This window comes from Lutibacter flavus (assembly GCF_900188355.1).
Classification (GTDB): domain Bacteria; phylum Bacteroidota; class Bacteroidia; order Flavobacteriales; family Flavobacteriaceae; genus Lutibacter; species Lutibacter flavus.
Genome location: NZ_FZNX01000001.1, coordinates 403,800 through 417,688, shown reverse-complemented (window position 1 = coordinate 417,688; position 13,889 = coordinate 403,800). Strand labels below are relative to the sequence as shown.

Below are 13,889 nucleotides of genomic sequence, written 5' to 3'. Positions count from 1 at the left end.
TCACAAACATCTCCTATTCCATCTTCATCTGTATCTAATTGGTCTGCATTTGGAGTTTCTGGACAGTTGTCTTCAAAATTTGAAATTCCGTCTTCGTCAGAATCACAAATACCAAATGAGAAATTATCAATTAATTCTCCTGTACCGGGTGTTGATAAAAACTCAATTTTAATTATTGGTTCATCAGATTCAATTCCTAAATATGTTCCATTATTAGTACCAAAAACTGTAGTTACACCTAGTGATCCTGAATTTCCGAAAAATTCAATTTCAACATTACCTTCATTCCAACCAGATAATACATCCATACTTATTGATGTTACATTATTAGTTGTAAAATTTATTACTAAATTATCATCAAAAGAATTTGGCCCAATAATTTTAGAATGGTCACCAATAAAACCATTTCCTAGTACTACTAGCAGATTGCTGTTAACACCTGTTGTGGTAAAAGTAACACCGGGAAGAATATCTCCAGCAGAAAAAGCACTATTATTCGTGTTTTCATCTAAAGGGTTTAGAAAAGTAATTACCTCTAAGGGGTTTACCAATCCTTCTTCAAAATTTTCTAAAGGAAGATTGTTGCAAGGAAAATCTTCAGAATTGGAGAAAAATTGAAGACCCAAATTTTCTATTTTGTTAGATATAGATTCTGTTGATTTTTTATTTGTTTGTGTAGATAATGAGTTGAAATAATTATCTAAGTCAACGCCGTTTTCAACCAGTTTTGATAAATCTTCAAAAGATTTAGCATTTACTGTTTCTTTTTTCTGGGTACTCATTTCTGAATTTTCAGGTAAAGTTTCAGTTTCCTTTTCACAGCTCAATGTAAAAGCAACTATTAATATTAAATAAGCAATTTTTATTTTATGTTTCATGGGTTTTGGTTTTTAATAGGTTAGAGACAATCAATTAATTAGGAAATAAATTTATTTATTTCACACTACAAATCCTATACATATACTATATTAACAATAAAATACCCTCTTTTTTAAATAAAATACACCGTACCATAAATAATTAACAATAAAGCCTTATGAATTTTGCAGCAAAACACTTTATAAAATTCAAATAAAAAACATTTCTATCCATACAAAAGACCATTTACTATTAATTGTTTTTAATTTTTGATAGCTTTTAGAAAGTAAAAACTAATAATTATCATTTAATAAATTGATAATTCTCATTGTATACTAAATACATGTATTCTAATTTCGATATGATAAAGCATAAAATAGTATTAGCTTATTTATTAATTAAAATATTTTGAATTATGAAAAAAATACTAATTGGCTTATTGGTTTTTGGATTTGCCTTCCAATCTTTTGCTCAGATAAAAACCGAAAAATTATCTGAAGTTGTAATATCTGCAACAAACTACAAATACTTGAATAAAGTAGGATTAGAAAATGTTGATGTTGATGTTGCATTACTAGAACAAAAAGTGGCCAGTTTTGATTTAAAAAATGCAGAATTTTATCGTGATGATTATGATACTTATTCTGTTGATTTTTTTATTCCTGACGGACATATTCTTGCTGCTTATGACAAAGACGGTAATATTATTAGAACTGTTGAAAAATTTACGGATGTAACACTACCTAGACAAGTTATTGAGTCTGTAGCTAAACAATATCCAAACTGGAGATTTAAAAAAGACGCATACTTGGTAAACTATCACGAATCTGGTAAAATCACTAAAAAATATAAAATAGTTTTAGAAAATGCTGATAAACGTATTAGAATTAAAACAGATGCAGAAGGTAACTTCTTATAAATAAAATTATTGAGTTTATAAAGTTTGGTTAATCTGAACTTATCGAAGTTTATATAATTGTGTATAAGTATAATATTTCGGCAAGTTCAGTTTTGTGGTAATTCCCCTTTCTAAACGGTCTCAATTAAATTGAATACACCAATATTTAACTAAGCAATACTATAAATTATGTTAAAAATATATTCTATATTCATTTTTTTTTTATTGGTTGGTTGCTCTTCAACAAAATTAACTGATAGTTGGAAAAATACATCTTATAATACGTATCAACCTAAAAAAGTACTAATTTTAGGAGTTACACCAAATATAACTGCAAGAAAGCTGTATGAAAGTAAACTCACAACAGCCTTAAATAAACGAGGAATCCAAGGCTATGAAGGTGCCAATGTTTTGGAACCAGAATTTACAAATTTAAAACAGGCTGAAAAAAATATTGAAAAAGAAGTGTCAAATCTGTCTAAATTAGGTTTTGATGCTATTCTAATTGCTGCTGTAAAAGGCTATGATGAAAGAATACCTTATAAAGGAAATATTTTTAGTAATGACGATGCGCTACAAGGATTTGAAAATTACTATTTTTTAAACCAAGATGTTTATCTGGATACTGGATATTACGACAAATATAAAGTTTTTCATATTGAAATTTCTTTATATAATATTACTAGTGAAAATGGAAAATCCTTGGTTTGGGTTGCTTCTTATGATGTGATTAATCCTAAAAAGATAAAAACAACTATTAAACGTTGTAACCGTGCCATTTTAAGTACTTTGGAAAAAGAAGGTATTATACCTGAAATTTAAAAAATTGCTTTATTTAATACCCATAAATATTCTTAAGCGTAAGTGTATCTCCTTCCTTATTTATTCGTTTTAAATTGTATCTGATAATAACTTTGGTATTTATTGGAGCATAATAATAAATTATCCATGCATCACCTTCTCCGGTACCAATACAACCGTTAGAATAAGATTTACTTAAAGTATTGGGATTAGTTGTTGGATGAATTAATTGTCCATTTCTTACGCCATTTATTTCGGTTTCAAGCCAAGGTATTTGCGGCAGCTTTGTAACTTTATCATCATCTCTTCTCGTTAAATAATATTGCTGTCCGTTTGCAGGATTGTAATAATCCGGATCTTTAACATGACCCACTATTGTTCCAATTCCCAACTTAGTTCTTAAATCTGTAATTCTATCTCCCATTTTTAGATATTTCTTTTCATTTCTACCAACTCTGATCGGAAATTCAAACAACTCTATTGAATCTTGCACAATGCGAAGTTTAAATTCAGGTACATTTATATCTAAATAAGTTTTCTTAAAAGTGTTTAACAGTTCTAAAACAGCTAACGAATTTGGTATTAATAATAGACTTCCTTTTCTTAATACTATTTGTTCTTTTTGATTGTATACAAATGAATCTTTTTCCATCATTTTATAATAATCCGTAGTTACCAATGTGTCAATTATCCAAGGATTGAATCGAATTAAGAGATGTTCTGTTAATTTATAATTTGCATCAATATTGCTGTTTTTTACAATCGAATCTAAATATTGGAAATAATTACTCACAATAATATCCTTTGAAACCACAATAGATTTTACCGAATTATTTAATAGATAATTTTCAGTTTGACTTTTTTTAATAATTTTTTGACTGCTTATTACTGAAGGAATTAATAAAAACAATACTAGCATTACTATATTTTTCAATATAATTTTTAAAGTCATCATATTGATCTGTTTTATTTAATTTTCTTACCTAAATAAAGTTAATTATAAACTTCCTTTCACCAAATAACAATTATCATACTTAATTGTATTTACAAGCTTTTAAATTGAGGAATATCATTTTAATACTTTTTAAACAGTTCTATATTTGATAGGTGTCTTTTCAATTAGCCCATTAATTATGGCAATTTCACTTAAAATAGTACAAAATATTAAATCTTTTTTAGCAGAAATTGGAGAACTCTCATTTTTTGCTTTACGCTATTTTAAAGAACTTTTTACTAAACCATTTGAATTTAAAGAATTGTTGCTTCAAGGTTATAAAATGGGTAACAAATCTTTATTATTAGTTGGAGTAACAGGATTTATTTTAGGATTGGTTTTCACTTTACAATCCCGCCCAACATTAATGGAATTTGGAGCAGAATCCTGGATGCCATCAATGGTTAGTATTTCGATTGTACGAGAACTTGGACCTGTTATAATTGCACTTATTTGTGCCGGAAAAATAAGTTCTGGAATTGGTGCAGAACTAGGTTCTATGCGTGTTACAGAGCAAATTGATGCAATGGAGGTTTCTGGAACAAATCCGTTTAAATACTTAGTGGTAACCCGCATTTTGGCAGCGACTTTAATTCTTCCTTTACTCATAATTTTTGGAGATGCTATCGCATTATTGGGTTCTGCCCTAATTGAAAATTTAAAAGGAGATGTGTCTTTTCAATTATATTATAATAAGGTTTTTAATGCTTTAAAATTTTCAGATTTAATCCCGGCAACGGTTAAATCTTTTTTCTTTGGTTTTGCTATTGGATTAGTAGGCTGTTTTAAAGGTTACAATTGTAAAAAAGGTACGGTTGGCGTTGGAGAAGCATCAAATTCTGCCGTGGTATATGCTTCAATGTTGTTGTTTATAATCGATTTTATTGCAGTATTTATTTCTGATATTTTCTTTGAAATTTAATTATGGAAAACCTGAATAAAATAGAACCCATTTTAAAAATTCAAAATTTAAAAAAAAGTTTTGGAGATAATCACGTTTTGAGAGGCTTTAATATGAATTTATACGAAGCTGAAAACTTGGTTTTAATGGGGAAATCGGGTTCTGGAAAATCTGTAATGATAAAATGCCTGGTTGGTTTAATGCAAGCAGATTCTGGTAGTATTGAAATTATGGGAAAAGATATTACCAAACTAACACAAAAAGAATTCAATAATTTACGAACCGAAATTGGTTTTTTATTTCAGGGAAGTGCATTATACGATTCTATGACTGTGCGTGAAAACTTAGAATTTCCGCTTCGAAAATTTCCAGAATATGCCAGTAAAAGTGAAACCTTAGTACTTGAAGCCTTAGAAAGTGTAGGATTAAAAAGTGCTATAGATTTAATGCCTGAAGAACTTTCTGGAGGAATGAAAAGAAGAATTGCACTTGCAAGAGCAATAATTCTTCGTCCAAAAATAATTATTTATGATGAGCCAACCACTGGTTTAGATCCAATAACTGCTAAAGAAATTATACAGTTAATGAAAGGAATTCAAAAACGATTTAAAACTTCATCACTAATAATTACGCACGATGTAGATTGCGCCAGAGTTATTTCTAATAGAATGATTTTATTAATTGATGGAATAAATTATATAGAAGGAACTTTTAAAGAACTTTCAACTTCAACCGATAAAAAAGTTCAGGAATTTTTTAAATAGTATTATTATGAAAAAATCAAATTCACAAAAAATTAACCTAGGTTTATTCGTTATAATTAGCACACTATTTTTAATTATTGCGCTCTACTTTATAGGAAACAGACAAAACTTATTTAGCAAAAACTTTAAAATAAGTGCCGTATTTAACAATGTAAACGGCTTAATATTAGGAAATAACGTACGATATTCCGGAATTAACGTTGGTACTGTAAAAAACATAAATATGATTAATGATACTACTATTTGCGTTGATATGCTTATAGATGAAAAAATTTTAAAACATATTAAACAAAACGCAGTTGCAGGTATAAGTTCAGATGGTTTGGTTGGTAGTATGGTTATAAATATTGCACCTGAAAAAGATTATGCGCCTCCATTAATTCCAGGCGATACTATTAAATCATACAGTAAAATTTCAACAAATGATATGTTGGAAACGTTAAATACAACCAATGATAATATTTCATTATTAACTTCAGATTTGCTAAAAATAACCACATCTATAAAAACTGGAGATGGAACTTTAGGGATGCTTATTAATGATCCCGAACTAGCTTATAATTTAAAGAAAACTGTTGCAAATCTAAAAACTGCAAGCATCAGCGCTTCAAATTCGTTACTAGAATTTAATAAAATAATTAAGACTATCAATTTCGATGAAAGTATGGCTGGTGTGCTATTGAGCGATTCTATTTCTGCAATTCAAATGAAATCCATTATTACAAATTTAGATAAATCCAGCATTGGAATTGATTCTGTAATTTCAAATATAAACGATTTGGTTTTGAATGTTAAAAATGGTGAAGGAACTTTAGATTATATGGTTAACGATACGGTATTAGTTAATAATATTGACGAAACCGTAAAAAATATAAAAGAGGGTAGTATTAGATTAAATGAAAATTTAGAAGCCTTAAAACATAACTTTCTTTTTAGAGGATATTTTAGAAAATTAGAACGACAAAAAGCAAAAGAAGCAAAAAAAAATAACTAATAAATCCGCCAATTATTAACCTCAATTGATATATATCATTTCATTCATTTTCTCATATTGCTAAATTGTATACTGTAAATTTTTAAATCATGAAAAAAGTTATTTTATTAATATTTGCATTAATTATTTCTTGTGTTTTTTCGCTAGAAAGTTGCGGTCCAGTTGTTTTTTCATCAAGATTAGGCACTCCTCCTCCACCTTGGTTTTATCCAAATAGAGTTGAAAATGTAAGATATATGTATTTTCCCGAACATAATTTCTATTATGATTTCACTTTAAGAAACTATATTTATTTTGATAATGGAGCTTGGCTATCAGTAGATATTTTACCTTCTCGTTATAAGGGTATTAATTTAAGAAGAAGCAGACAAGTACGAATAAAAGATTATCACGGGGATAATATTAAAAGATATCATAACGATAATATTATAAAAAGAAGAAGAAGTTCTTCAACTAAAAGATACCACTAGAACAACAATGTTACTTAGTTTCAAAAAATAATTTAAATCTCACAAAATGGAAATAGAACATTTGGAAGAACTCGTTATTGATTATAAAAACTCCATTAAAACTGTTGCAAAGAAGAAAATTCTTTGGAAAACTAAAACAAAAAAATTATTGGTTAAAACTTTAAATGCAGTTGTAAAAAAATATAATATTGGTTGGCGAGTACAAGAGCTAAGCTGGATGAATACAAATGAAGCCGTTAATATTACATTTGATTCATTTCCACCAGAGCTTTTAGAAACCACTAATAAAATACCAACATATCAGTTTATACAAGGTGGAGCATTAGTTTTTGCTGAATCATATAGTGGAGATATAAATGTATTTATACTATACCCATATATAGAAAATTTGGAAGACCGCTCAAATGAAAAAGAATTTAATACGTACACGCCAAATTCAATAACTGAGAAACTAATTCTTGAAAAAGTTGATGAGTTTTTAAAAGAAATGATTGAATGGGAAGTTCCTCCAATAAAAAATAAGGTTGGTTTTTAAAGTAAATAATCTGTAAATTATTTTTTTTAGACTTATAAATTTTAACTCTTAATCTTTTTCAATTTTCCTTTCTCAAAAGTTTTATAAAGCTAATTTCTGGTCGCATTCCTAACCTACCTGGAAATCCTAACCAACCTAAACCACGGTTTACATGTAAATATTGTTTTCCTTGTATATATAGACCTGCCCAATGCTTATATTTATATTTTATTGGGCTCCATTTTATATTTTTGGTTTGAAATCCAGCTTGCATACCGTGCGTATGACCAGAAAGCGTAAGTGCAATATTTGTTTGATTTACAACTTCTTCACTCCAATGCGTTGGGTCATGTGATAACAATATTTTAAATGAAATGCCTTTTGCTTTTACTAATGCTTTTTGCAAATCTCCATATTGTTTAAACGGCGGAATACCCCAATTTTCTACTCCAATAATGGCCAATTTATTTCCATTACTTTTTATAATTTCAGCATCATTTAACAATAATTTAAATCCTATTTTTTTATAAAAATATTTTATGGATTCGTGGTTTGCCTTTTTAGCTTCTGGAGATTTCCATTTACTATAATCACCATAATCGTGATTTCCCAAAACTGCATACTTTCCCTTTTTTGCAACTAACTTGTTTAAAACGGCAGTCCACCCCTTTAATTCCCAAGCGAAATTATTCACCAAATCACCCGTAAAAAATATAAAATCAGGCTCTAATTCATTTATTATTGCAATTGCTCTATCTAAAATGTGATATTTAAAACTGAAACTTCCCAAATGAAGATCGGATATTTGAACAATTTTTAATCCACTAAAATCCGCAGGTAATTCTTCTAATTTAACGGTAATATTACGAACCTCAAATTTATATTTTGTTCCAAAAATTCCAAACATAATTATAAAAAAAGGTAAAAAACCAGATAATAACCCTAATAATGGAACTATAATTATAGATTCTTCTTTAGAGAATACATGATTTGTTAAATACATTCCCGAAATAACTATTACAAAAATTAATTTTGGAATAAGAGAAGAAATTACAAGCCCATATAATGATGACACAAAAAGCTGTTTTCTATAAGCTTGCATTTTTTCCAGCCTACTTTTCAATATAATAATTGATAAAATAAGTCCTATAGTAAATATCCAAAAAGCAACATAAATTGTAATTTTAATATAAGAGATCGAAATAAGCTGTGTAACTGAAAACAACCAGTAGAAAGCAAAAATATCAACCACAAGAATTACCAAACACAACAATAGAATTTTATAAAATGGATAAGATCGCATTACTTTATTATTCTTATTTTCTACGTTTATCTTTAATAGCCCAGTATATACCTTTTACCCCAGCAACCCAATTATCATACATAAAAATAAGTGTTATTTCCTCAATTGTTTCAAGTATTCCCAAAATAATCATAACATAAAACAACCAATAAACAGGTTCAAAAAACAACAACCAAAGAATAAATATGCTCTGTACAATTGCAGATAGTTTAGCCAAATAGGTATGAAAAGCTGTTGCTTTACCATATTTTATAAATGCAATAAACATTTGTAAAATATACGGAGAAAAAGATACTATTATTAAAATGTAGTTTTCTTTTATAAAATCAAATTCAAATAGTAGAATTCCAGTTAAACCAAGTATAAATGTAATTTGGTCCCCAAAAGAATCTAATTGGGAGCCGCGAGCACTTGTTATCTGCAATTTACGAGCAATAAACCCATCAATTGCATCTGTACAATAACTAATCAATAAAAACCATGTAAAAACTTCTCTTTCGCCCAACCAAAGTAGAATAATTAAAAGTGGGGCCGCCATAATTCTATAAAACGAAAACCAATCTGCAATATTAAAATTTTTGAAAGTAAACACTTTTGAATCACTTTTTTAATTAAATAATATTATTTAATTAAAAATAACACCACTAATTTTAATATTTAATGATATTCCTCAATCCTCTTCCAAAATTTAACTATATAATATGAGGAATTTCAATTTTTTTTCACGAAATTTAACTACCTCATTTATTTTAACGTTACCACTATGTTTCATCAAAACAAAAATATTTTTGATATTCTTTTTGAAGCAATTCCTGAAGGTGCAATTATAATGGATGAAAATCAAATTATTGTAGCTGCAAATATCTCCGCTGAACATATGTTTTGCTATAAAAAAGGCCAATTAATTAATCAAGCCACGAACATCTTAATTCCATTAAGATATCAAGAAAAATATCAAAGGCATTTTAACTATTTCTTAGAAAATAATAGAATCAACAAGAAAACAACTGGGGTTAGTTTATATGGTATTACCAAGAACAAAAAAGAATTTCCCGCAGAAATTAGCTTAAACCCTTTTGAAGTTAATAAAAAAACTTACGCAATTGCCTTAATAATTGATGTTACAATTAGAAAAGATACCGAAAAGAAAATTGAAATGATAAATTCTTTATTAGAAAGAAAAATAAATGAGAGAACAGTAGAACTAAAAAATACGATTCATCAATTAAAACAAGTAAATTTAAATTATAAAGATGAAATAGTAAAAAGAGAAGAAGCTGAAAATAAAATAAAAGATGCCTTAAAAAAGGAAATAGAACTCAACGAACTTAAAACCAAATTTTTATCACTTGTATCTCATGAATTTAAAACACCACTAAGTGGTATTTTAACTTCAACAATGCTTTTAAACAAATACCATTTAACAAGTCAGCAAAATAAAAGAGATAAACACATTAAAACTATAGAAAGTAAAGTGCATTATCTTAATAAGATATTAAACGATTTTTTATCTATTGAACGATTAGATTCAAGCAAGGTAAACTATAAATTCACAACCTTTAATTTAAGTAAAATTATTAGTGAAGTGGTTTATAATGCCAATATGCTTTTAAAAAATGGACAAAAAATTAACATCCCACAAAATATAAGTGAATATACTATATACCAGGATGAGGTAATACTAGAACTTATTCTATCAAATTTAATTTATAATGCAATTAAATATTCACCTGAAAATACTCAAATTGAATTACAAGTAAAAAAACAAGGAGAATTTATCCTTTTTATAATTATTGACGAAGGTATTGGAATACCTGAAAACGATCAAAAATTTATTTTTAATCGATATTTTAGAGCAGAAAACATTTTAAACACTCAAGGAACAGGGATTGGATTAAACATTGTAAAAGCTCATCTGGAAAATTTAGGTGGATCCATTACTTTTACAAGTAAAGAACATATAGGCTCTGCATTTACAGTTAAACTACCATTAAATAAAGCGTTATGAAAAAAGTTTTGTTAATAGAAGATGATACAGTTGTGAGAGAAAATACCGCCGAACTCTTAGAACTGGCAAATTATACAGTAATTACCGCTGCCGATGGAAAAATTGGAGTGGCTCAAGCTAAAAAACATTTACCCGATATTATTATTTGTGATATCATGATGCCCGAATTAAATGGGTATGGAGTACTTCAAATATTATCAAAAGAAAAATCAACAAAACAAATCCCTTTCATATTTCTTTCTGCAAAAACTGAGCATAAAGATATTAGAAAAGGAATGGATTTAGGTGCTGATGATTATATTACAAAACCTTTTGATGAATCGGAAATATTTAGTGCAATTGAAAGCAGATTAGCAAAAGTTGCTATTTATAATGAAAATATAGCGCTTCAAAAGGATGTTGAAACAACTACTTTTCCTGACAACGAAATAAAAACATTAGATCAGTTAAAGAACTATTTTACAGATAATGTTGAAGAGTTTACATTTAACCCCGGTGAAATAATTTATTATGAAGGTGACAATTCTAATTACATTTATTTAATTTACAAAGGAGTAGTAAAAACGTATAAAATAGATGAGCAGGGCAAAGAATTAATAACATCATTAAATAAAGATGATGATTTTTTTGGATTCACATCCTTTACTCATAACATACCCTATCAAGAAGCCGCTGCTGCCATAGAAGAAACAATCGCTTATAGATTAACCAAAAGTGAGTTGCAAAATATTTTAGATAAAAACCATACGGTAACTTTAGAGTTAATTGATTATTTATCTGATAATGTAGCTGAAATAAAAGAGCACTTATTAGAAATGGCATACAGCTCGGTAAGAAAAAAAACTGCCAGTACCATACTACAGTTTTCACAAAAAATTAAAAAAAATCCAAAGGAAAATCCTAAAATTTCACGAAGTGATCTTGCGAGTATTGCAGGAATTGCTACTGAAACTTTCATTAGAACCCTATCTGACTTTAAAAAAGAAGGAATTATTGATGTTGAAGGTAGAAATATTAAAATTATTAATATTGAAAAATTAAAAAGAGTAAATTAAAAGACTTAAATATCTTCAATTGATATATATCATTTTACTATTTGATATTCCAAGTTAATTTAGAGTAATAATTTAATTTAACTTCTCAAATGAAAAATATTTTAGTACCCACAGACTTTTCCGAAAATTCTTGGAATGCAATAAAATACGCATTAGAATTTTTTAAAGACACCCCTTGTAATTTTTACCTTTTACATGTTACATTAATTTCAAATTATGCTGCCGGAGATTCTCCAATATTTCCAACAGATACATTAGTTGAGAAAACTATCCTAAAACAAGCTAAAAGCTCTCTTATTAAGCTACTCAAAAAAATTAAAAAATTAAAAGCTAACGAAAAACACAATTTCTATACCCTATCTAATTACAACTTTTTTATTGATGCTGTGAGAAATCAAATTCAGGAAAAAGATATAGACCTTATTGTTATGGGTACCAAAGGTGCCTCAGGATTAAGTGAAGTTATTGTAGGTAGCAACACTGGTGATTTAATTACCCAAGTTAAGTGTCCGGTTTTAATAATCCCTGAAGAAGCTGTTTTTACAATTCCAGAAGAAATTGCTTTTCCAACTGATTATAATATTTTTTATCAACCAAACATTTTAAAACGTATTTCAGAAATTACTAAAATGTATGATTCTGCAATTAGAATATTACATATCGCTAAAAAAGGTGAGAAATTAACAGAATTTCAGTTAGAAAATAAAGATTTTTTAAATGATTACTTCTTAGATGAAAAACATAGTTTTCACAGAATAACTTCAAAAAAAATTGAAACCGGTGTTCAATGCTTTGTTGAAAGTAGAAATATTAACTTAATAATTATGATAGCTAAAAATCTAAATCTTTTTCAACGCATTTTATTTAAACCAACAGTAGAAGAAATAAGCTATCATATTGAAATACCATTTTTAGTTTTACACGAATAAAAATTTTAAATTATGGAAAATATATCAATTTTTTTAGCCAAATTTTGGGGTTGGTATTTAATTATTTTTTTCTTTGTATTAAGTTTTAATCCTAAAAGAATTTTACAAATTGTTAAAGATTTAGAAGATCAAAAATTTGTTATTCTCACTTCTTTTTTAGCTATAATTATTGGTCTACTAAATATTTTACTACATAATTTATGGGAAAGTGATTGGAGATTAATTATTACACTTATTGGATGGATCTCTTTAATAATTGGGTTAGCTCTATTTATTTTACCAAAACAAACAGTAATCTGGATAGACTTTATTAATGTGAAATTTGTTCAAGTAATATATATGATGTTGTTTTTAATAGGATTGTATTTATTAAATATGGCATACGGAATATTATATTATTAATGAAAGAAATAAACATGATTACAATCATAAATAGAATTGAGGCAAATCATTTCAATTTTGAAAAGCCCATATTATATTTGTTCCATAAATTAAACGTTCATTGATATTTTAAAATTAAAAAACTTCAAAAAACTAAGTCTGCTTTGGTAAAACAAAGTAGATATATTGAAAAATTTAAGAATGTGTATACTTGATAATAGTTTTAGTGTTGTTTTATTTTAGTAATAATCTAATATATAAAATTGTTTGATAGGTTTATACAAACTTAAATTTTCAATAAGGAAACAGGAAGTTTCGACTTCCTGTTTCTAAATAATTTAAGTGAAGAGTTTAAGAGTAGAATGAAACAGTTATAAAAATGGTTTGATATTAGCAATAATACTTCCAATATATTTATCATAAGGTTCATTAAACATTTAAACTTTTTATAAAGAAACAGGAAGATTAATCTTCCTGTTTCTAAAAAATAATGAAGAATTTCAGTGTTTTTTAATGAGTAGGTATTTACTTTTACTTTTGAAAAAAGTACTATAAAAACTGATTGAAAATTAAATATATCTAAAATTCTTTATTAAGAAACAGGAGGTTAATACCTCCTGTTTTAACAAGGTAACTATGACAACAATCATATATGGAATTGATACAGATCATTTCAAATTTGAAAAATGCATACTACATTTGTACTAATAAATTAAACGTTCATTGATATTTTAAAATTAAAAATACCTTCAAAAAACTACATCTGCTTTAAGATAATTGAAGTAGATATATTGAAACGTTAAGAGCGTATATGCTTGATTATAATTTTAGTATTGTTTTGTTTTAGTGATAAAAAAATATTAAAAATTGTTTGATGGGTTTTATACAAACTTAAATTTTCAATAAGGAAACAGGAAGTTTCGACTTCCTGTTTCTAAATAATTTAAGTGAAGAATTTGAGGTAGTACTTAATTGATTATAGTTTTTAATATTGTGTAAAAATGATATTAAAAATGTTT

15 protein-coding genes are annotated in these 13,889 nt (G+C 27.1%); 11 read left to right on the top strand and 4 right to left on the bottom strand.

Going from position 1 to position 13,889, the window contains the following annotated elements:
* On the bottom strand, positions 1–878 hold an 878-nt coding region (locus tag CHB63_RS01870; RefSeq protein WP_141107272.1), incomplete at its 3' end, for a thrombospondin type 3 repeat-containing protein.
* A 395-nt stretch (positions 879–1,273) separates the two neighbouring features.
* Here CHB63_RS01870 and CHB63_RS01865 point away from each other — a divergent pair.
* Together CHB63_RS01865 and CHB63_RS01860 are read left to right on the top strand one after the other, a co-directional pair.
* Positions 1,274–1,777, top strand: a complete 504-nt coding sequence (locus CHB63_RS01865; protein ID WP_089376734.1) for a nicotinate-nucleotide adenylyltransferase — start codon at positions 1,274–1,276, stop codon at positions 1,775–1,777.
* A gap of 168 nt (positions 1,778–1,945) precedes the next feature.
* On the top strand, positions 1,946–2,578 hold the full coding sequence (locus tag CHB63_RS01860) for a hypothetical protein (RefSeq protein ID WP_089376733.1): 633 nt from the start codon (positions 1,946–1,948) through the stop codon (positions 2,576–2,578).
* Positions 2,579–2,591: 13 nt separating this feature from the next.
* Here the strand turns inward: CHB63_RS01860 and CHB63_RS01855 are convergent, their stop codons facing one another.
* Positions 2,592–3,512 carry a L,D-transpeptidase gene (locus CHB63_RS01855; RefSeq protein ID WP_089376732.1) on the bottom strand — a complete coding sequence of 307 codons (921 nt, stop codon included), beginning with the start codon at positions 3,510–3,512 and terminating at the stop codon, positions 2,592–2,594.
* Positions 3,513–3,690: 178 nt separating this feature from the next.
* On the opposite strand from CHB63_RS01855, the gene CHB63_RS01850 reads away from it, so the two are divergent.
* From CHB63_RS01850 to CHB63_RS01830, 5 genes are all read left to right on the top strand, one after another.
* Entirely contained in the window at positions 3,691–4,473 is a 783-nt protein-coding gene (locus CHB63_RS01850; RefSeq protein ID WP_089376731.1) for an MlaE family ABC transporter permease, read from the top strand.
* 2 nt (positions 4,474–4,475) lie between these two features.
* A complete protein-coding gene (locus CHB63_RS01845; protein ID WP_089376730.1) occupies positions 4,476–5,216 on the top strand; it encodes an ABC transporter ATP-binding protein in 741 nt (246 codons plus the stop codon).
* 7 nt (positions 5,217–5,223) lie between these two features.
* Entirely contained in the window at positions 5,224–6,210 is a 987-nt protein-coding gene (locus tag CHB63_RS01840; protein ID WP_089376729.1) for an MlaD family protein, read from the top strand.
* A gap of 89 nt (positions 6,211–6,299) precedes the next feature.
* Complete coding sequence (locus CHB63_RS01835) at positions 6,300–6,680, top strand: hypothetical protein (RefSeq protein WP_089376728.1); 381 nt, start codon at positions 6,300–6,302, stop codon at positions 6,678–6,680.
* A 46-nt stretch (positions 6,681–6,726) separates the two neighbouring features.
* Positions 6,727–7,215 carry a hypothetical protein gene (locus CHB63_RS01830; protein WP_089376727.1) on the top strand — a complete coding sequence of 163 codons (489 nt, stop codon included), beginning with the start codon at positions 6,727–6,729 and terminating at the stop codon, positions 7,213–7,215.
* Between the two features lie 58 nt (positions 7,216–7,273).
* On the opposite strand, the gene CHB63_RS01825 is transcribed toward CHB63_RS01830, so the two are convergent.
* Together CHB63_RS01825 and CHB63_RS01820 are read right to left on the bottom strand one after the other, a co-directional pair.
* The gene (locus CHB63_RS01825) at positions 7,274–8,296 is read right to left on the bottom strand and encodes a metallophosphoesterase (protein ID WP_245856732.1); all 1,023 of its coding nucleotides are present in this window, start codon (positions 8,294–8,296) and stop codon (positions 7,274–7,276) included.
* A 214-nt stretch (positions 8,297–8,510) separates the two neighbouring features.
* Positions 8,511–9,089, bottom strand: a complete 579-nt coding sequence (locus CHB63_RS01820) for a CDP-alcohol phosphatidyltransferase family protein (protein ID WP_089376725.1) — start codon at positions 9,087–9,089, stop codon at positions 8,511–8,513.
* A gap of 171 nt (positions 9,090–9,260) precedes the next feature.
* Here CHB63_RS01820 and CHB63_RS01815 point away from each other — a divergent pair, with 171 nt between their 5' ends.
* The 4 genes from CHB63_RS01815 to CHB63_RS01800 all read left to right on the top strand — a co-directional run bounded on the left by CHB63_RS01815 (position 9,261) and on the right by CHB63_RS01800 (position 12,891).
* The gene (locus CHB63_RS01815; protein WP_089376724.1) at positions 9,261–10,505 is read left to right on the top strand and encodes a PAS domain-containing sensor histidine kinase; all 1,245 of its coding nucleotides are present in this window, start codon (positions 9,261–9,263) and stop codon (positions 10,503–10,505) included.
* Positions 10,502–11,560 carry a response regulator gene (locus CHB63_RS01810; protein WP_089376723.1) on the top strand — a complete coding sequence of 353 codons (1,059 nt, stop codon included), beginning with the start codon at positions 10,502–10,504 and terminating at the stop codon, positions 11,558–11,560. The genes CHB63_RS01815 and CHB63_RS01810 overlap by 4 nt, the downstream gene beginning before the upstream one ends.
* An 89-nt stretch (positions 11,561–11,649) precedes the next feature.
* Entirely contained in the window at positions 11,650–12,489 is an 840-nt protein-coding gene (locus CHB63_RS01805) for a universal stress protein (protein ID WP_089376722.1), read from the top strand.
* 12 nt (positions 12,490–12,501) lie between these two features.
* Positions 12,502–12,891 (top strand): hypothetical protein, encoded by a 390-nt coding sequence (locus CHB63_RS01800; RefSeq protein WP_089376721.1) that lies wholly within the window; start codon positions 12,502–12,504, stop codon positions 12,889–12,891.
* Positions 12,892–13,889 lie beyond the last annotated feature (998 nt).